The following is a 17739-nucleotide window of genomic DNA, read 5'->3' on the forward strand; positions in this document are numbered from 1 at the left end:
CATGAAGCCCGAGCATATGAAGCTGCTCCGGGATAAGCGTTGGCGGTTGAACAATCTCTACTTCATCACCGACAAGCAGGGCAAGAAAACCCGCTTCCGGATGACGGACGAGCAGATTGAATACTTCGACGGGATGCATACCCGCAACATCATCCTGAAGGCTCGCCAGCTCGGCTTCACCACTGAGTGCTGCATCATCCAGCTGGACGCCGCACTTTTCGAGTCGGCCAAGTGCGCGCTGATTGCCCACACCCTGAACGACGCCAAGCGGCTGTTCCGGGAGAAAGTGAAGTACGCCTACGACAACCTGCCGAAAGAGATCCGCGCGGCGAACCCGGCGAGTAACGACGCCGCCGGCGAGCTGGTGTTCAGCAAGGGCGGTTCGCTTTACGTCAGCACTTCGTTCCGAGGCGGCACGCTGCGTTACCTGCACGTCTCCGAGTTCGGGAAGATCTGCGCCAAGTTTCCGCACAAGGCGCGCGAGATCGTCACCGGTGCATTTGAGGCGGTGGCCACGGATTGCTTCGTCACGATTGAATCGACAGCGGAAGGCCGGGCCGGCTACTTCTTCGACTACTCGCAGACGGCCGAGAAGCAACTGCTGTCCGGCACGCCTCTCGGCAAGCTGGACTGGAAGTTCTTCTTCTTCAGCTGGTGGAAGAACAAGGCCTACTGGCTCGACCCGACTGAGGCGATCATCCCGCAGCGCCTGACCGACTACTTTAACGAGTTGTTCGCGAAACACGGCATCGACACAAACCCGGGCCAGCGCGCCTGGTACGCGGCCAAGGAGAAGACCCTCGGCGACGACATGAAGCGGGAATACCCGTCGATCCCGGCCGAAGCCTTCCAGCAGTCGATCGAGGGCGCCTACTACGCCCAGCAGTTCACCAAGCTGTATGCCGCTCAGCGCATCGGCACGCTGCCAGACAACAGCCACCTGCCGGTAATGACCTTCTGGGACATCGGAGTCGGCGACTCCACGGCGATCTGGTTCGTGCGTCAGGTCGGCAACGAGTACCACGTCATCGACTTCTACCAGAACAGCGGGGAAGGCCTGCGGCATTACATGAAGGTGCTCAAGGACAAGGGTTTCACCTACTCCGAGCACTGGGGGCCGCACGACATCGACAACCGAGAGTTCGGCAGCGATGCCAAGACTCGCCGAGAGCTGGCCCGCGAGGGTTATGAGATCGACGGCGAGAAGTACAGCATGACCTTCGAGATCGTCCCCAAGATCGGTATCAACGACGGCATCGAGCAGGTTCGCGAAATCCTGCCGAAGTGCGTGTTCGATGAGGCCAAGTGCGAAGAGGGGATCGGCTGTCTCGAGAACTACAAAAAAGAATGGGACGACAAGCGCGGCTGCTGGAAAAACAACCCGCTTCATGACTGGACCTCTCACGGCTCCGACGCTTTCCGGTACTTCGCTGTGGCGAAGAGCGCCAGGAAGCCGGCCACCAAAATCAGAATGGGATTTGCACGCTGATGAGCGACGTCACTTTCACTCGCCCCGAGTACGTCGCGGCGAAAAACTGCTGGCGCCTGGTGCGCGACGTCTGCAAAGGCTCGGAGACCATCAAGGCCGCGGGCGATATGTATCTGCCGCGCCCGAACGCTGCTGATACCAGTCAGGACAACAGGGAACGCTACGACGCGTACAAGAAGCGGGCGGTGTTCTACAACGCCACCGGCCGCACGAAACACAGTCTGGTCGGTGCGGTCTTCCGCACTTGGCCCACGTTAACCGTTCCGGCGGCGCTTGATTACGTGGCGAAGAACATCGACGGGCAGGGCGTGAGTGTTTACCAGCAATCCCAGTCGGTGATCGGTCATCTACTCGAGGTCGGGCGTCACGGGCTGCTGGTGGACTACGCCGCGGTTGAGGCCGGAACTGTCAGCAAGGCGGACGAGATTTCCGGACGGGCCCGGGCAAATATTGCCAGCTACACCGCAGAATCCATCATCAACTGGAAGACCCGTCAAGTCGGTGGCCAGCATCTGCTGAGTCTTGTAGTGCTGCGCGAGACGGTGGATGTCGATACCGACGACGGTTTCGGTAGTGAGAAGGTCGTTCAATACCGTGTGTTGCGCCTCGATTTTTCCGGCCAGTACACGCAGGAAGTTTGGGAGGAGGGGCCAAGCGCGACAACTCAGAAGGTCGCACCATTCACACCGTTGAATGGTCTGGGTCGACCTTGGCAGGTGATTCCGTTCCAGTTCGTTGGCAGCGAAAACAATGACACCAGCATCGACGATTCGCCGCTGTACGACATGGCAGAGATCAACATCGGCCATTACCGGAACAGCGCGGACTATGAAGAGGCGGCGTACTTGGTGGGGCAGCCCCAACCTTGGATGTCAGGACTCAGTGATCAGTGGCGCGACCACTTGGAGGCGGAAGGCATTTATCTGGGTTCTCGTGCGCCATGGCTGCTTCCACAAGGTGGCGCTTGCGGAATGATGCAAGCCCAACCAAATGCTGTCGCCAAAGAGGCCATGGACGCCAAGAAACAAGACATGGTTTCGCTTGGCGCCCGGCTCATTGAGCGCGGCAGCGCGGTGAAGACCGCTACCCAGGCCGACAACGATAGCGCCGCTGAACATAGCGTTCTTTCGCTGGTGGTCAGCAACGTGAGTGAGGCTTACAGCCAGTGCCTTGAATGGATGGCTGAGTTCGTGAATGCATCAGGCGAAGTGGTCTACAAACTCAACCAAGACTTCAGCCAGATCAGTCTGGACGCGACGATCCTGGCTGCACTATTCAACGCGGTGCAGGGCGGCAAGTTGCCTGAAGGCGACTTCTGGCAGTACCTGCGTGATCGAGGCGTGATCAACCCAGAGAAGACGGACGACGACATCCGGGGCGAACTGGAAGCGCAAAGCACTGGGCCTGACCTGGATGAAGACGAGGTAATTCCGAATGGCGGCAAACCAAGCAATCCTTGATGCCACCATTCGGCACGCTGTCTTTTTGGAGCAGCTCAAGTCGGGGGAGGTGGCCAAGTTCGCACCTTTCCTCAAGGAGATCGACCGTTCGATTCGTGAGCGGCTGACTCGGGCGGATCTGACGGATTACACCACTGTTCGGCTGGAACGGCTGTTGAGCGAAGTCGATAGCCTTCTGCTCGGTATCTTCGACCGATACAGCGAGCGGCTGAGCCTCGACCTGGTGGACATCGCCAACTACGAGGCCGAGTTTGAGGCGACCAGCCTGACCCGGGCGGCGCCAGTAGGCGTTTCGTTCGACGCGGCGGTGCCTGGTGCTGCTGCAATCAGGGCGGCGATCCTCACCAACCCGCTCAGCGTGCGAGGTGCGGACGGCGGCAAGCTGCTCAAGTCGTTCATCGATGGCTTCACCGCCACCGAGCGACAACGCCTCACAGGCGCGATCAGGCAGGGGTTCTTCGAAGGCCAAACCAATTTCCAGATCATCAAGAGCATCCGGGGTACCAAAGCGCTCAAGTACAACGATGGCATCTTGGCTACGACCAACCGCAACGCTGGCGCCATCGTGCGAACGGCGGTGCAGCACGTCGCCACCCAGGCGCGCATGGAGACGCTGAAAGAGAACTCCGATGTCGTGCATTCGGTGGAGTGGGTCAGCACGCTGGATTCGAAGACAACCAGCCAGTGCCGGACGCTAGACAAGCGCCGTTTCAAACTGACCGAAGGGCCGAGGCCTCCGATCCACATCAACTGCCGCTCGACGGTGGTGGCGGTGACTCGCTTCAGCGCCTTGTTTGCCAAGGACGCCACGCGGGCATCCATAGGTGACGGCGGTGCCCAGCAGGTTAGGGCTGGCCTCAGCTATTACGACTGGCTCAAGCAGCAGCCTGCGGCATTTCAGGATAAGGCTATTGGCCCTGTTCGGGCGAAGCTGTTCCGAGACGGTGGGCTGAGCATCGAACGATTCTCCGAGCTTCAGCTTGATCGCAACTTTTCGCCATTGACGCTTGTTCAGATGCGGGTTCTTGAGCCTTTGGCGTTTGAGAGGGCCAGCTTGTGATTGTGCTTTCCAACCTGTAATTTCATTCGGAAATTAATAACAGGAAGGATTTTGAAAATGTCGAGCTACATGGATGTCGAAAAACTGCCGGCATGGCACTTGGATTATGTGATTGCAAATCGGATATTTGGTTACGCTATATCAAGGACGACGAGAGCCCGCCAAACCATTAATGTGGCTTACTCGGGAGGTGGGCTCAATGATCTTGAGTTTTCACCAACAACTAGGTGGATGGATGGCGGCCCTCTGATCCAGAGCTACGGTCTTTCGATCGTCCAAAACGAAGCAGGTATTTGGACGTGCACCTCTCAAGAAGGGATTTCACATCAGGATGAGTCGCCTTTAATTGCCGCAATGAGAGTGCTGATCAGCTCAAAGGTCAAACCGCCCTATGAGATTCCATCGTAACAACTGACTTTTTCAGAACCCGCCTAGTGCGGGTTTTTTTATGCCCGCAGGCAGGGCCTGCACCTACGTCTCTGGGAGACAACCAATGCTGAAATTCCAACTGGATACCCTGGATGGGGTAGATGAAGCCGTGCGCGCTCTTTACACCGAGAAGGACGGCAAGTTCGTACTCGGCATTGAAGGTCTGCCGCAGCAAGAAGATGTATCCGGCCTAAAGGCCAAGGTTGATGAGCTGCTTGGCGAGAAGAAAGCCGCCGAGAAGAAGGCACGCGAAGCTGAAGATGCAGCGCGCCTTGAGCGTGAGGAAGCCGCTCGCAAGTCCGGCAACGTCGAAGAACTCGAACGCTCTTGGACTGAAAAATTTACCCGCCGCGAAGCTGAGCTGAACGGCATGTTGGAACAGGAGCGTGGAACGCTGAGCGGACAGATCCGGGATCTGACTGTCGGGCGTACCGCTACTGACATCGCCTCTGCGCTTGCAGTGCAAGGCAGTGCAAAAGCCCTGTTGCCGCACATCGAACGTCGTCTGAGCGTCGAGCAGCGCGATGGAAAGCCTGTTGTGGTCGTCCTTGACGCACAAGGCAAGCTCTCGGCGGCAACGCTGGATGAGCTCAAAGCAGAAATCGCGAATGACACTGCGTTCGCGCCGTTGATCGCGGGCAGTAAAGCATCGGGCGGCGGGGCCGGCGGTGCAGGTGGTGGGGGCGGGGCCCCGAAAGGAAAAATCGGCGGTACCAAAGAGGAACGCACGGCTGCAATCGCAAGCCGGTTCCCAGATCTCCCTCAATCGTAAGGAAATAACTCATGTCCCTGTCGCAAATGCAGGTTTTCAACGAATACATCATGCCGGCGACTCTCGAGACGCTGGATCAATATCTCGCCGCATTCAACGCTGCGAGCCGGGGCGCCATTGTGCTGTCCCCGGACGGCTTCACTGGCGACTTCCTCCAGGAGTCGTTTTTCCAGACCCTTGCTGCTGCCCAGCGCCGCGTAGACCGCTACAGCGCTAACGCCGCCGTTGCTGCCACCGACCTGACCGAGCTGAAGAACACTTCGGTGAAGGTCGCCGGCGGCTTCGGCCCGATCCGCTATGAGCCATCGCAGATGGCCTGGCTCGAGCGTCCAACCGCGCAGGGTATCGAAGTCGCGAGCCGCGCGTTCGCTGAAATCCTGCTGAAGGATCAGTTGAACACTGCGATCGCGGCATTGGTTGCAGCGATCACCGCACAAGCCGCCGCAGTCAACGATGTGTCGGCGACCGCAGGCATCACCTACGCCGGCCTGAACAACGCGCATGCGAAGTTTGGCGATGCCAGCCAGAACCTGGTCACCCAAGTGATGCAGGGCACCAGCTATCACAAGCTGGTCGGCCAGAACCTGGCGAACCAGCAGCAGCTGTTTCAGGCCGGCAACGTCCGCGTGGTGGACATCCTCGGCAAGATTTCCGTTGTGACGGATGCCCCGGCGCTGATGCAGGCCGGCACCCCGAACAAGGAAATCATCCTGTCCCTGGTGCAGGGTGCTGCGCTGGTGCACGACGGTCGCGACATCATCAGCAACGTCCAGACCACCAACGGCAAGGAACGCATCGAAACCACGTTGCAAACCGACTACACCTTCGGCCTGGGCCTGAAGGGCTACACCTGGGATACCACCACCGGCGGCAAGTCGCCAACCGACGCTGAACTGGCGACCGGTACTAACTGGGACAAGACGGCTACCAGCATCAAGCACACCGCCGGTGTGGCTCTGATCGGTGACTCCTCCAAGTAACCCTGAATGTTGAGCCGGGCGGTGTGCCCGGCTCGACGAGGTAATGATCATGAGCCACAAAAACATCTGGTACTTGCCCGGCCCATTCCACCAGTACCAGGAAGATGTGAAGGCGCTAGCCAAAGAAAACGGTCTGTGCATTGTCGACGCGAACGCCACTGAAAGCCGCGATGACGAGGCTAAGAATGCGCCGGAAGTGACGGTGCGGAAGGTTGATTCGGCACCGGTGCTGATCGCCGATAGCGCTGATTTTGACGGCGCTGCGTTGCAGGAGTTGATCGACAAGTTGAATGCAGAACGTGACGGCATCGCGCTGCTGATCGACGCTGCCGAAGGTATGTCGGAGCTGGAACACCCGGGCGCCGGCGAACTGCCGATCCGCTTGTTCGGTGCGCTGAAAGCCATTCACGAGGGGGTCGTCAACCTTGAGGGCGAGCGTGATAATTTGGCGGGCGAAGTTCAATCGCTGAACGCCGAGATCGAGCGCCTGAAAGCGGCGGCGAATCAGCCTGACGAAAACGCCGAGAAAATCGCAAGCCTCAAAGCGCAGCTCGACGCTGCCAAAGTGCAGTATCGTGCGAACGCTTCGGTGGAATCGTTGGAAAAGGCGGTTGCCGATCTACAGCAGGCGTAATAATCCGGGTGCCCGTCAACGCGGCCCCCGAACCAGAACACCACAGCGAGCTGATTCATGACTCTCATCATCGAGGACGGTACCAGTAAGCCTGAAGCCGAAAGCTATGCATCCGCCGAGGATCTGGCCATGTACGCCGTGAAGTTTGGCGTAGGCATCCCGGCAGATGTGCCAGCACAGGAAGCGCTGCTGCGCCGGGCCGCGCTGGCGATGGACGGCATGATGTGGAAGGGGCGAAAGTCCAACAGCGAACAGGCCCTGTCCTGGCCGCGCCGAGGCGTTGAGTTGGACTACGAAATCAAGCCTGACAACTACCTGCCGGCTCGAATCCAGTACGGCCAGATGGCGCTGGCTGCCGAGATCCACACAGACGACGTCGACCCGATCGAGAAGCGCAAAGGCGCAGTAACGCTGGAGCGTGTCGAAGGCGCGGTAACTCGCGAGTACGCGGCGATCTCGAACACCAGCGGCCGACTTTTGCCGGCGGCGCCGGACAGGCCGAGCGCCACGCAGTTTGCAGACTATCTACAGAAGCGCGGGCTGTTCGCTATCCGCGCATAGCAGCAACGGAGACCGCCATGGCCACCTTCTACGACGAAATGGCCGTGATGGCTCTGGAGATGATCACAGAGTTCGGCCAGCCGGTGACTATCAGCAAGACTCAGCCGGGCGAGTACGACCCTGAGACCGGAGGCGACACGCCGGGCGCTACCTTTGAACAGACCGCCCAAGGCATCCTGCTCGACTTCACCGGTCAGGAATTCCAGAACAACAGCCTCATCAAGCAGGGCGACAAGAAATTGAAGATCGCCGCGCAGGGGCTGGAGTGGGTTCCGGATCTGCTGAACAAGGTGATCATTCAGGGGCGCACCTGCTCCATCGTGCCGCCGTTGAAAGAGGTGAATCCCGCCGGGACGGCGATTCTTTATGAGCTGCAGGTGCGGTCATGAGCAAGTACTCAGGCCTCAACGGCAGTTTCGCCGAAAACATCCGACAGTTTGCCGAGCAGGCCCAAGCGGGGCTCGACGCCACCTTCCGCGAAATTGTGATCGAGATCGGCAGCAGCGTCATCCGCATGTCACCGGTGGGCAACCCCGAGATCTGGGCTGCGAACGCGGCGCATCGCGCCTCCAACACTCGTACTGCCGATGACTACGATTTCAAGGTCGCCGTGCGCAACACCCTCATCAATCTCGATGTGAACAATTTCACCAAGGCCGGGAAGCTGAAACGGGGCGTGAAGTACGCCAAGCCGCTGACAAAGACCGAGCGCGATCAAAACTTCAACGTGAATGGACTGGTTGCCGGCAAGGATTACGTCGGTGGCCGATTCCGCGGTAACTGGCAATTCTCAATCGGGGCGCCGGCTGAAGGTGAGCTTGATCAGGTAGATCCGGCCGGCGGCGTCACGCTTGCGAAGCTAAGGCTTCAGGTCGAGCAGCTGACCATTGGGCAAACAGCGTACATCGTGAACAACCTGCCATATGCGGTACCGCTCGAGTACGGCCACTCGAAACAGGCACCGGGCGGTATGGTGCGCATCACGCTCGCGCGGTTCCAGCAGATCGTCGACGAAGCCATCAGGAACAACCAGGTATGAGCCACAACATCACCGCCTCTATCTATGAGGCCAGACTGATCGCCTGGGCGAAAGCGCTGCCGGTGCCAATCAAGGTTGTCGTCGAGAACGAGGCCTATGAGCCTGGAGCTGGCGTCACTTACCTACGAGCTTTCACTCTGCCGGGCGACACCGCAAGCAACACGCTCGGCGGCGACCACAAGCTATACACAGGCGTGTTTCAGGTCAGCATCGTCACGCCCTCCGGAAAGTACCGCGGTGCGGCCGGCGCAATCGCCGACCAGATCGCCGCGCTGTTCCCGCTGTATGAGCGGAACACCAAGGGCGCGCTGACGGTGGTGACCATGACGCCGGTAGACCCAGGCCCGGGAATTCCCGACGCCACCACTTTCACTGTGCCCGTGTCGTTCACGTACCGCGCAGACACCAACTAATCCGCCCATTGGGCAAACCCAGAACCCGCCATCGAGCGGGTTTTGTCATTTCAAGAGAGGAAAACCCCATGGCTGGCATTCAAATGCCCAACGGCGCAACGTTCGAAATTGCTTCCGCCTATGGCGCTGCAATCCCACTCACCGCCTTGACCAATGCCAACCCGGCAGTGGCGACCGCAGCAGCACACGGACTGGCCGAAGGCGACATCATTGCCGTCAGCTCTGGCTGGACTCGCCTGGACGGACGCGCCGTGCAAGTCGGCGAGATTGCCAGCGGCACCTTTGCTCTCGATGGCGTGAACACCACGAACATTCAGCAGTATCCGGCCGGGTCTGGCGTCGGTAGCGCGCGCGAAGTGACCACCTTCACCGAGATCTCGAAAATTACCGAGCTCGGATCGAGCGGTGGCGATCAGCAGTTTCTGACGTTCGGCTTCCTTGCTGACGATGATGACCGTCAGATGCCGACCACCAAGAACCCGATCACGCTGACCATCACGGTCGCCGACGATCCATCGCAGCCCTATGTCGACGTCTGCGAGGCAGCGGATGACGACAAACAGGCCCGCGTTCTGCGACTGAACCTGCCGGGCGGTAGCCGCATCATCTACAACGGCTACGTCTCGATCACCTCGACCCCAACCATGTCGCGAAACAACCTGATGACTCGCGTGATCAGCATCGCGCTAACCGGTCGCCCAACTCGTTACAGCGCCTCGGCGTAAGGAAGGCACATGGCAAGGTTCACACTCGCCCGGAATCCAACCTTCAAGCACGTCGTCATGCTGCCAACGGTCGGCGGTGATCCGGTTAGCGTCGAGTTCGAGTTCAAGTATCGCGACCGCACCGAATTGGCTGGCCTCTACGCAGAGTGGGGTGAGCGTCATAAGGCGCTCAAGGAGAAAGCGGAAGAGGCCGGCATTGAACAGTTCACGGCTTTGCTGATTGATCTGCAGGTCGAGCAGTTGAAGGCGATCATCGCCGGCTGGGATATCGCTGAAGAGTTCACCGACGAGAACCTGCGCATCCTGGTCAAATCCATCGCCGCCACTCCGGGCGCGGTGCTGACCGCTTATTCCGATGCCTTCAGCAATGCACGCCTGGGAAACTCCTAAGCGTCTCCCGCAAGCTGTACGAGCCGGGGCCGTCAGCCGAATCGCTGGCGGCCTTCGGCCTTTCTCTTCGTGACATACCCGATGAAATCTGTGAGGTCTGGCCTGATGTCTGGCAGGCCTTCAAGGTCTTCGAGGCCATGGGCACTCAGTGGCGTACAGGCGCGTGCGGCGCTACCGGACTCGATTACACGTCAATTCGCCATGTCGCCGGCTTCCTTGGCCTTACCCGCTCAGAGGTCGCCGACGTCTTTCCAGACATCCGCGTCATGGAAGCCGAAGCCCTGCGGGTGATGGCGGAACAGAGGGACAGTAAATGAGCACCACCTTCGCGTCCCTCGGTATCGAGGTGAACTCCTCGTCGGCATCCAAGGCGGCTGACGATCTCGACAAGCTGGTCGACTCGGCAGTTGATGCCGAAAAGGCGATTGATGATCTCGGCAAGTCGGGCGAAGACTTGGCCAACACTGGCAAGAAGATCAGCCAGGCCGAGAGCGAGGCTGCTCAGGGCATCGACAGGGCCACGGGCGCTAAAGAGCGCCAGGTCGATGCCAGCCGCAAGGCAGGTGCCAGCGCGGCCAGTGAAATCGCAATCATCAGCCAGCTCGACAAGGCGATGTCCGGCAACATCGGCAGCATGGACCAACTGATCCAAGCTGAAGGCTTGCTGGAGCGCGCTCGCAAGGGCGGTCTCGTCACCATCGAGCAGCAGGAGTCCTATCAGGATCGGCTCGGTAAGGCGTATGAGCGAATCGAGAAAGCCGAAGCCAAGGAGATGGCGCAGAAGCAGCGGCTGATCGACGCTGAAAACCGTCAGATCGAAGCGCTGAAGCGCACGGTCAACGGCATCGACCCGGTTACTGCGAAGTTGGCAAAGCTGGAGGCGCAAGAGAAAGCGCTCAACGATCTGTACAAGGCCGGCCAGATCGACGCGACTCGTTACGGTGAGGCGCTGGCGAAGATCGGCAAAGACCGTGACGGCCTGACCGCGACAGAAACAGCATTCGACAAGCTGAAGCTCGGCACCCGCCAGGCGCAAGAAAACGTGATGCAGCTGACCAATGCCCTGCAGTCTGGGGATTGGGGTAGTGGTGCACGGGCTGTTGCTCAGCTCGGCGCCGGTGCGGGCGCGTCTGCCAAGAGCCTGGCAGCAGCGCTGATTCCCGCCGGCTTGCTGGCCGGTGTCCTCGGTGCGCTGGGTTACGCCTACTTCGACGCACAGAAGCAGGCTCGTGAGTTCAACGTCGCCATCAACGGCGGATCGAACGATGCCGGGCAGAGCATTGCCAGTCTCAAGGTGATGGCTGACACCGCTGGGGCGATCACTGAGAACTTTGCAGGCGCCCGGGAGGCGGTGATTGCACTGGCTTCTGGTGCCGCTACCAGCGGCGCCCAAATGCAGAACCTGGCTCAGGCTGCCGCAGCAATTGGTGAGGTGACAGGGAAGGGCGCTGGAGACATCGCCAAGTCGCTCGCGAATGCCGGTGACACCGCCACAGAAGCTGCAGAGAAAATCAGCGACCAGTATGGCCTGCTCACCTACGAGCAATACCAGACGATCAAGGCGATTGATGATCAGGGAGACCATCAGCGAGCGCTGGACGTTCTCAGTGAAGATCTCAATCGGTCGGCCCAGGAACGCCTGAAGAGCTATCGTGAATCCCTGTCTGATATCGAGCGTGACTGGGATCGCGTGAAGGTGGCCATCAAGGGCGCCTATGCTGAGGTCCGGTCGGAGATTTTTCCCGATCTGGCAAAGCAGATCGAGATCACCCAGCGAGTGCTGGATACCCGGAAAGGGGGTGGGGTCACAGGTGCAATATCGAATGGGTTGAGCTCGCTCAATTCCTTTCTGGGGCTAAACGACGGCGAGAACGACGACTCAACGCCGGCACTGGAGGCCAAGCTTGCAGGGTTGAAGGCACGCTTATCAGCGAGCGAAAGCAACGCTGCCGCGACTGGCGAAGCGACTCGGGCGAACAAGGAATTGATCGCTGTCCAGAAGGAACTGGACAAGCAGATGGACAACCTGAACCCACTCGCAAAGCGTCAAGAGGCCTACAAGAAGCTCAACGATCAGTTCACGACGCTTTATCAGGACGCCGAAAAGACCGGTCAGAAATCCCCATTGCTCGACGGCGTGTTCTTCGACGGCCAAAAGTTCTCTGGTGGCGCCTACGACAAACTGCGTAAGGCAATCGACGAGCAGAAAAAAGACCCCAAAGCTGCCGCGGGTAGCGTCGATCTATCCGGGTTCAATGACTCGAAAAACGCACTCAATACCGTGCTCGCCGAGTACAAAAATGCTCAAAAGGATTTGGAGGCTTCGCAAAAGGCCGGGCTGATCTCGCAGGCTGATTATCTGCAAGCGCGTGAAGCCATGATCGGCAACGAGCGCGACGAGGTCACTGCAGCTTATGAGGCTGAGATCACCGCACTGGAAGCGGCGAAGAGCAAAGCCGGCACATCGGCCGCACAGCGCATCCAGCTTGACCAGAAAATCGCCGATGCCCGGGCCGCCATGGTCAAGGTGCAGCAGGACGCTGACACCGAATTGAGCGTGCTGGCGAAGAACGAAGAAGGCCGGCTGAAGAAGCAGACCGAGGCCGTCAACACCTATAGCAGCGCGTTGCAGCAGCAAGTCAAAACTCTGCGTGAGCAGGGCCAGCGTGCGGCGGCGGGCATCGGCCTGGGAGATCGTCAGCGCGATCTGATGAGCCAGCAGAACGGCATCGACGATCGCTTCAATCAGCAGAAGCTGGATCTGGCGAACCAGTACGGCGATGGCTCGCGCGGCATGAGCCTCGACGAGTACACGCTGAAGCTGGCGGCACTGAAGGCAACTCAGCAGGATCTGCACGATACGGTTCAAGCCAACTACGACGAGATGACGGCAGCCCAGGGCGACTGGAGTGCTGGAGCATCGTCGGCGTGGCAGAACTATCTGGAGTCCGCACAGAATGCGGCGGGGCAGACGAAAAGCCTGCTCACCAATGCGTTCAGCTCGGCAGAGGACGCTGTGGCGAATTTCGCTATCAACGGCAAATTCTCGTTTTCTGACTTCACCAAATCGGTGCTGGCAGATATGGCGAAGATCGCCACTCGACAGGCTACTTCACAAGGGCTCAGCGCTCTTTTTGGTCTCGCCGCGTCAGCCGCTGGTACGTACTTCGGAGGTGGCGGCGGGAATGGATTGGCCGCTGGATCCGCAGGTGCCGTGTCTTCAGATCTCGGAGCATCGCAGGCCGGCTACACGGGGTTTGATCTCTCCGGATATCGGGCTTCTGGTGGGCCTGTTGCGCCGAACTCTCTGTACGAAGTCAACGAATTGGGGCCGGAGCTCTACAACGAGGGCGGCCGGTCATTCCTGATGACCGGCGCCAACGGCGGCAGCGTCACGCCGTTGACCACCGGAGGCGGGCCTGCTCTGGCCGCAATGTCCGGCGGTGGCGGCAACACGTACAACTTTCCGGTAGCGGTCTCGGTGCAGACATCTGAGAGCGACGGGGCGGGTGTTTCGCAAGAAACAACCAACCAGCTTGGCAAGAGCATCCAGCAGGCTGCGAAAACCGAAGCGGAAACGGCAATTGCCCGAGCGCTGCAGCCGGGCGGCTCGATCTGGCGCCTGACAAATGGGAGGGGCTGATGGCCATCGAGAAATTCACCTGGCCAACCGAGCGTGGGGAGACGCCCGAAATCACCTATCGGGTGCGCACTTCGAAATTTGGTAACGGCTACGCGCAAAACGTCGGTGACGGCCCGAATAACAGAGAAGACTCCTACCCGGTTACCTGCGTCGGCCAGAAGGCCAAGGTGCTGGAGATCACGGCATTCCTCGACCGGCACGCCGGCGCAAAGGCGTTCCTCTGGACAACGCCTCTCGGCGAACTCGGGCTGTTCACCTGCAAAAATCCCGCTCCCACACCAATGGGGGGCGGGGTCTTCAAACTCACCGCCACGTTTGAGCGGGCATTCCAACCATAAGGGGCAAACATGCCGCTGATTAGTGATATCCAGGTGCTCGAGCCTGGCAGCGAAGTGCTGCTCTTTGAATTGGACGGCACGGACTATGGGGCAGACGTTTTGCGCTTCCACGGCCACGCGATTCCGCACACACCGGCCGAGTTGATTGCCGCAGGCGCAGATGCCGACCAACTGCCGGCGAAAGCGATCTACTGGCAGGGCAACGAGTACAGCGCCTGGCCGATGCAGATCGATGGAATCGAGGCGAACGGCGACGGTACGGCGGTGAGGCCGACGCTGTCGGTTGGCAACGTCAACGGCCGCATCACCGCTCTGTGCCTTGCGTTCGAGGATTTGCTCGAGTTCAAGCTCACAATGCGTCACACGCTTGGGACGTACCTCGATGCGGCGAACTTTGCCGCCGGCAACCCGACAGCTGACCCAACCCAAGAGACGATCGAGGTCTGGTACATTGACCAGAAGACGAACGAGGACGGGGAAACGGTTAGCTGGGAGCTGGCCAGCCCGGGAGACGTCGGCGGTGAATCAATCGGCCGTCAGGCTACGACGCTGTGTCACTGGTGCCTCACCGGTGGCTACCGGGGGCCGAACTGCGGCTACACCGGGCCGTACGTTACGAAGGACGGTGTCGTCACAGACAACCCCGAACTGGATCAGTGTGACGCCACGCTCGGCAAGGGCTGCATCCCGCGCTTCGGCGAAGGCAACCCGCTGCCGTTTGGTGGATTCCCGGCTGTTTCCCTGATCGCACGGAGCTGACATGCGAAAGCACATCTTGAATGCGATCCAAGCGCACGCGGCGGCCGAGTACCCGAAAGAGTGCTGCGGGCTGCTGCTGGCGATCGGGCGCAAGCAGCAGTACTTCCCCTGCAGCAATGTCTCGACCGAGCCGAACGAAGAGTTTCGTATCGATCCGGAGGAATACGCTCAGGCCGAAGATATCGGCGAAGTAATCGGCATAGTTCATTCACATCCGGATGCCACAAGCCGCCCGTCACCGCGCGACCTCGCCATGTGTGAGGCGACGGCTATGCCGTGGCACATTCTGAGCTGGCCTGAGGGTGACATGCGCACCATCGTCCCGACTGGCGACGTCCCGCTGCTGAAGCGGCCATTCGTGCACGGTGCCTGGGACTGCTGGCAGGTCTGCGCTGAGTGGTACAAGCGCGAGTGGGGGCTGGAGTTCGAAGTTTTCAAGCGCGCCGATGGCTGGTGGGAGAGCAAGGACAACGCCAGCTTGTACGAGGCGAACTATGAGGCTGCAGGCTTTTACCGCGTCGACCAGCCACAGCGCGGTGACATGATCGTGATGGAAGTGGGGCGCACGGTCTACCCGAACCACGCCGGGATCTTTCTCGGCGCTGATCCAGCGCTGCCAGGTGAAGACGCGGCGACGTTCGGCCCCGGCCCGTTCTTGTTACACCACCTGTACGGCAGGCCGTCAGAAGTTATCGTTTTCGGTGGGCCGTGGCTCGACCGAACACGCCTGATTCTCAGGCACAGGGGGGCAGAATTAAGCACATAATGTTGGAGAGTTTTCCGTGGTGGAGGCAAAGACCGTCGAATGATAATCTCATTTTTTTTAAACGATGGATCGCAATGATCGACAAGCTTCTAACTACCGCACTTGCATGCGCTGTTTTGCTCGGCTCCCCATCTGCAATGGCTTGGACTGATGACGGTGGGAAGATAGTTTTTAGTCGTGGCGAAATAGACCATTGCTCGCAACTAGCCCTCGACGCTGGCGCGATAATGCTCGGCAGGCAGGCAAATGAGCCGCCTTATTTTGATCGGGACCAATATGAAGTGCCATCAGCGGCGAGAAAAAGCATGCGGGAAAGTTTGTCACGAATGGTGCTTACTTACCCCGTACGAGACACTGCTGAAGAAAGGCAGAGCGATCTTAAGGAATTTATGAAGTCGGCGAAGCTGATCTGCATAAAAGCCTATACGGAGTCGACTCCTGCGAGCCCTCACGCACAGAAAGCAGCACCCTGACCCTTTCTGTGCACAAATTTTTGCACGCTTCCAGCAGGTGTTACATTGCCAGCATTTCCACAGGAGTGACCTGCATGAAACTGATCGTAGGAGCGCTGGCATTTGCGCTATTGGCGGGTTGCTCTGACAGTGGCCCGATCAAAGTTGGTCCCGACACGTACACGATTTCAACTCGCGTACCTTTCGGCGGCCCTGCCTCCGCTAAGGGGCAGGCCTTGAAAGAGGCGAACGTTTTTTGCGCCTCACAGGGGCGTGAAATACTCCTCGATCACATGCAGGCAAGTGAATGTGCGCTGCATGGAGGCTGCGGCGAAGCTGAGATCTTTTTTTTCTGTTTAGCAGTCGGTGATCCACAGTTGAAACGGCAGAAATACAATCCTGACCCAACTCAAAAAATCGAAATCGATCAGCGTTGAATTTTGGATTTATAAACATGGGTAATCTGTCTCGCTTAAACGAGCTGTTGGTCGAGCACAATTGTGTTCACTCCATGAGCATCGCAATAAAGGATTTTAAGTACAACCTATCGTTGACGATGTCGTCTTCCGATGATCCTGAGACAGGTGCGGTAACTATTGGCTTCCAAGACGTCAGTGCGCTGAACCTGGACGGTTTCGGCGGCGGACTAAGCCAATTTATGGATCTCGTCGTGAGTCGCATCGACGAAGGTCTGGACAGGATCCGGTACGAGCTGAGGGACGTTGAAAACGAGAAAATCTCGTTCTATTTTTTCACCTTCAGCGCCAATTTTAAGGAGTAAAAATGCGTATTTTGATAGGAGCGTTGGCAGTAGCGCTGTTGGCGGGGTGTGCGACCACGAACGACATTCGGAATAATCCGCCCATCGTGAAGGTGTCTTCAAATAAGTCCGCGAAACATGTGGCCGAGTGCATCCGTGATGGTTGGCAGGGCACTTCGTTGATCGGCGGTAGCGTAGGTGGGGTCTTGCAGACTTCCGGTGAAAAATATTCGGTGATCGCACCGAACCCAGAATCGCCTTGGCATGTCGCTGACGTAACGCCGACTCCGAGCGGGTCTGCAGTTGCTTACCACTTCTTTCGAACCTGGCAGGATCCATCCTCGAGCGTTACCGATGTAGTTAGGAATTGCTCCCGATAGTGACCATTTTTTTTCAAGCCGCCCAAGGGCGGTTTTTTATTGCCCGGAGAACAGCATGGCGGCCACAGTTGCGCATTACACACCCAGAACTCGGGTTCTCCTAACGAGACAGCTCGCGAGCAAATTTGGTGAAGTCCATCACTTGCTGCTGGATTCAGGCCAAGCGACAGAGGTCTTCAGAGCGCTCAGCGTCATCCTTGCGGGATTCCAAGAGGAAATCAAAAGGCTTGATCGACTTGGGATGCGCTTTGCGATTTATCGAAACGGCAAAAACGCAGGACTCAGCGAGCTCGGTTTATCCGGCACGAGGGTTTTGAAGATTGTTCCGGTGATCTCGGGCAGCAAGAGAGCCGGGGTACTGCAAACAGTGGTTGGGGCCGTACTGATCGCACTTGCTTACTTCAACCCGTTCGGTGCGTTTTCCGGGCCAGCGGTATCCGCGCTGTATGCCGCAGGTATAGCCTCGACCGCCGGTGGCGTTATTCAAATGCTCAGCCCCCAAGCAAAGGGGTTGTCGCAAAGCGCCTCCCCTGAAAACTCACCGTCCTACGCCTTCGGTAGCGCCAAGAACACCACGGCCAGCGGCAACCCGGTACCGATCTGCATCGGAGAACGCCGGTGGGGTGGGATGATCATCTCGGCCTCGATCATGGCCGAAGACAAGGTGTAAGCAGACAGCAGCACAACAG

General features: G+C 58.8%; 22 protein-coding genes. All 22 read left to right on the top strand.

What is annotated here, in order from left to right:
- The first annotated feature begins 1 nt into the window (after window position 1).
- The 22 genes from ACIP1X_RS05355 (at window position 2) to ACIP1X_RS05460 (ending at window position 17720) form a co-directional block, all read left to right on the top strand.
- Entirely contained in the window at window positions 2–1489 is a 1488-nt protein-coding gene (locus ACIP1X_RS05355; protein WP_400750026.1) for a terminase, read from the top strand.
- Window positions 1489–2949, top strand: coding sequence for a DUF4055 domain-containing protein (locus tag ACIP1X_RS05360; protein ID WP_400750028.1), 1461 nt, complete (start codon window positions 1489–1491; stop codon window positions 2947–2949). Before ACIP1X_RS05355 ends, ACIP1X_RS05360 begins: the two co-directional genes overlap by 1 nt.
- Window positions 2924–4009, top strand: coding sequence for a minor capsid protein (locus tag ACIP1X_RS05365; RefSeq protein WP_400750031.1), 1086 nt, complete (start codon window positions 2924–2926; stop codon window positions 4007–4009). Before ACIP1X_RS05360 ends, ACIP1X_RS05365 begins: the two co-directional genes overlap by 26 nt.
- A 57-nt stretch (window positions 4010–4066) precedes the next feature.
- The gene (locus tag ACIP1X_RS05370) at window positions 4067–4417 is read left to right on the top strand and encodes a phage protein NinX family protein (RefSeq protein WP_400750033.1); all 351 of its coding nucleotides are present in this window, start codon (window positions 4067–4069) and stop codon (window positions 4415–4417) included.
- 85 nt (window positions 4418–4502) lie between these two features.
- Window positions 4503–5210: a hypothetical protein gene (locus ACIP1X_RS05375; RefSeq protein ID WP_400750036.1), complete on the top strand. Its 708-nt coding sequence runs from the start codon at window positions 4503–4505 to the stop codon at window positions 5208–5210.
- 11 nt (window positions 5211–5221) lie between these two features.
- Window positions 5222–6190, top strand: coding sequence for a major capsid protein (locus tag ACIP1X_RS05380; protein ID WP_400750038.1), 969 nt, complete (start codon window positions 5222–5224; stop codon window positions 6188–6190).
- A 49-nt stretch (window positions 6191–6239) separates the two neighbouring features.
- Window positions 6240–6824: a hypothetical protein gene (locus ACIP1X_RS05385; protein WP_400750041.1), complete on the top strand. Its 585-nt coding sequence runs from the start codon at window positions 6240–6242 to the stop codon at window positions 6822–6824.
- Window positions 6825–6881: 57 nt separating this feature from the next.
- Window positions 6882–7385, top strand: a complete 504-nt coding sequence (locus ACIP1X_RS05390) for a DnaT-like ssDNA-binding protein (RefSeq protein WP_400750044.1) — start codon at window positions 6882–6884, stop codon at window positions 7383–7385.
- A gap of 17 nt (window positions 7386–7402) precedes the next feature.
- Window positions 7403–7774: a hypothetical protein gene (locus tag ACIP1X_RS05395; RefSeq protein ID WP_400750046.1), complete on the top strand. Its 372-nt coding sequence runs from the start codon at window positions 7403–7405 to the stop codon at window positions 7772–7774.
- Window positions 7771–8424 carry a hypothetical protein gene (locus ACIP1X_RS05400; RefSeq protein ID WP_400750048.1) on the top strand — a complete coding sequence of 218 codons (654 nt, stop codon included), beginning with the start codon at window positions 7771–7773 and terminating at the stop codon, window positions 8422–8424. Before ACIP1X_RS05395 ends, ACIP1X_RS05400 begins: the two co-directional genes overlap by 4 nt.
- Window positions 8421–8837, top strand: coding sequence for a phage tail terminator-like protein (locus ACIP1X_RS05405; RefSeq protein ID WP_400750050.1), 417 nt, complete (start codon window positions 8421–8423; stop codon window positions 8835–8837). The genes ACIP1X_RS05400 and ACIP1X_RS05405 overlap by 4 nt, the downstream gene beginning before the upstream one ends.
- A 68-nt stretch (window positions 8838–8905) precedes the next feature.
- On the top strand, window positions 8906–9562 hold the full coding sequence (locus ACIP1X_RS05410) for a phage tail protein (protein WP_400750052.1): 657 nt from the start codon (window positions 8906–8908) through the stop codon (window positions 9560–9562).
- 9 nt (window positions 9563–9571) lie between these two features.
- Window positions 9572–9952 (top strand): phage tail assembly chaperone, encoded by a 381-nt coding sequence (locus tag ACIP1X_RS05415; RefSeq protein ID WP_400750054.1) that lies wholly within the window; start codon window positions 9572–9574, stop codon window positions 9950–9952.
- A gap of 44 nt (window positions 9953–9996) precedes the next feature.
- Window positions 9997–10269, top strand: coding sequence for a DUF1799 domain-containing protein (locus ACIP1X_RS05420; protein WP_045122089.1), 273 nt, complete (start codon window positions 9997–9999; stop codon window positions 10267–10269).
- Window positions 10266–13595 (top strand): phage tail tape measure protein, encoded by a 3330-nt coding sequence (locus ACIP1X_RS05425; protein WP_400750057.1) that lies wholly within the window; start codon window positions 10266–10268, stop codon window positions 13593–13595. The genes ACIP1X_RS05420 and ACIP1X_RS05425 overlap by 4 nt, the downstream gene beginning before the upstream one ends.
- Window positions 13595–13933 carry a phage tail protein gene (locus ACIP1X_RS05430; RefSeq protein ID WP_400750060.1) on the top strand — a complete coding sequence of 113 codons (339 nt, stop codon included), beginning with the start codon at window positions 13595–13597 and terminating at the stop codon, window positions 13931–13933. Before ACIP1X_RS05425 ends, ACIP1X_RS05430 begins: the two co-directional genes overlap by 1 nt.
- Before the next feature lie 9 nt (window positions 13934–13942).
- Entirely contained in the window at window positions 13943–14692 is a 750-nt protein-coding gene (locus ACIP1X_RS05435) for a phage minor tail protein L (RefSeq protein ID WP_400750063.1), read from the top strand.
- A 1-nt stretch (window position 14693) separates the two neighbouring features.
- Window positions 14694–15458, top strand: a complete 765-nt coding sequence (locus ACIP1X_RS05440; protein WP_400750066.1) for a C40 family peptidase — start codon at window positions 14694–14696, stop codon at window positions 15456–15458.
- Between the two features lie 74 nt (window positions 15459–15532).
- A complete protein-coding gene (locus ACIP1X_RS05445; RefSeq protein WP_400750068.1) occupies window positions 15533–15931 on the top strand; it encodes a hypothetical protein in 399 nt (132 codons plus the stop codon).
- A 74-nt stretch (window positions 15932–16005) separates the two neighbouring features.
- Window positions 16006–16347: a hypothetical protein gene (locus tag ACIP1X_RS05450; RefSeq protein ID WP_400750071.1), complete on the top strand. Its 342-nt coding sequence runs from the start codon at window positions 16006–16008 to the stop codon at window positions 16345–16347.
- Window positions 16348–16364: 17 nt separating this feature from the next.
- Window positions 16365–16691, top strand: coding sequence for a hypothetical protein (locus tag ACIP1X_RS05455; protein WP_400750074.1), 327 nt, complete (start codon window positions 16365–16367; stop codon window positions 16689–16691).
- Window positions 16692–17105: 414 nt separating this feature from the next.
- Window positions 17106–17720 carry a tail assembly protein gene (locus tag ACIP1X_RS05460; RefSeq protein WP_400750076.1) on the top strand — a complete coding sequence of 205 codons (615 nt, stop codon included), beginning with the start codon at window positions 17106–17108 and terminating at the stop codon, window positions 17718–17720.
- Window positions 17721–17739 lie beyond the last annotated feature (19 nt).

The organism is Pseudomonas sp. NPDC088885 (assembly GCF_044750025.1).
GTDB classification, from domain to species: Bacteria; Pseudomonadota; Gammaproteobacteria; order Pseudomonadales; family Pseudomonadaceae; genus Aquipseudomonas; species Aquipseudomonas rustica.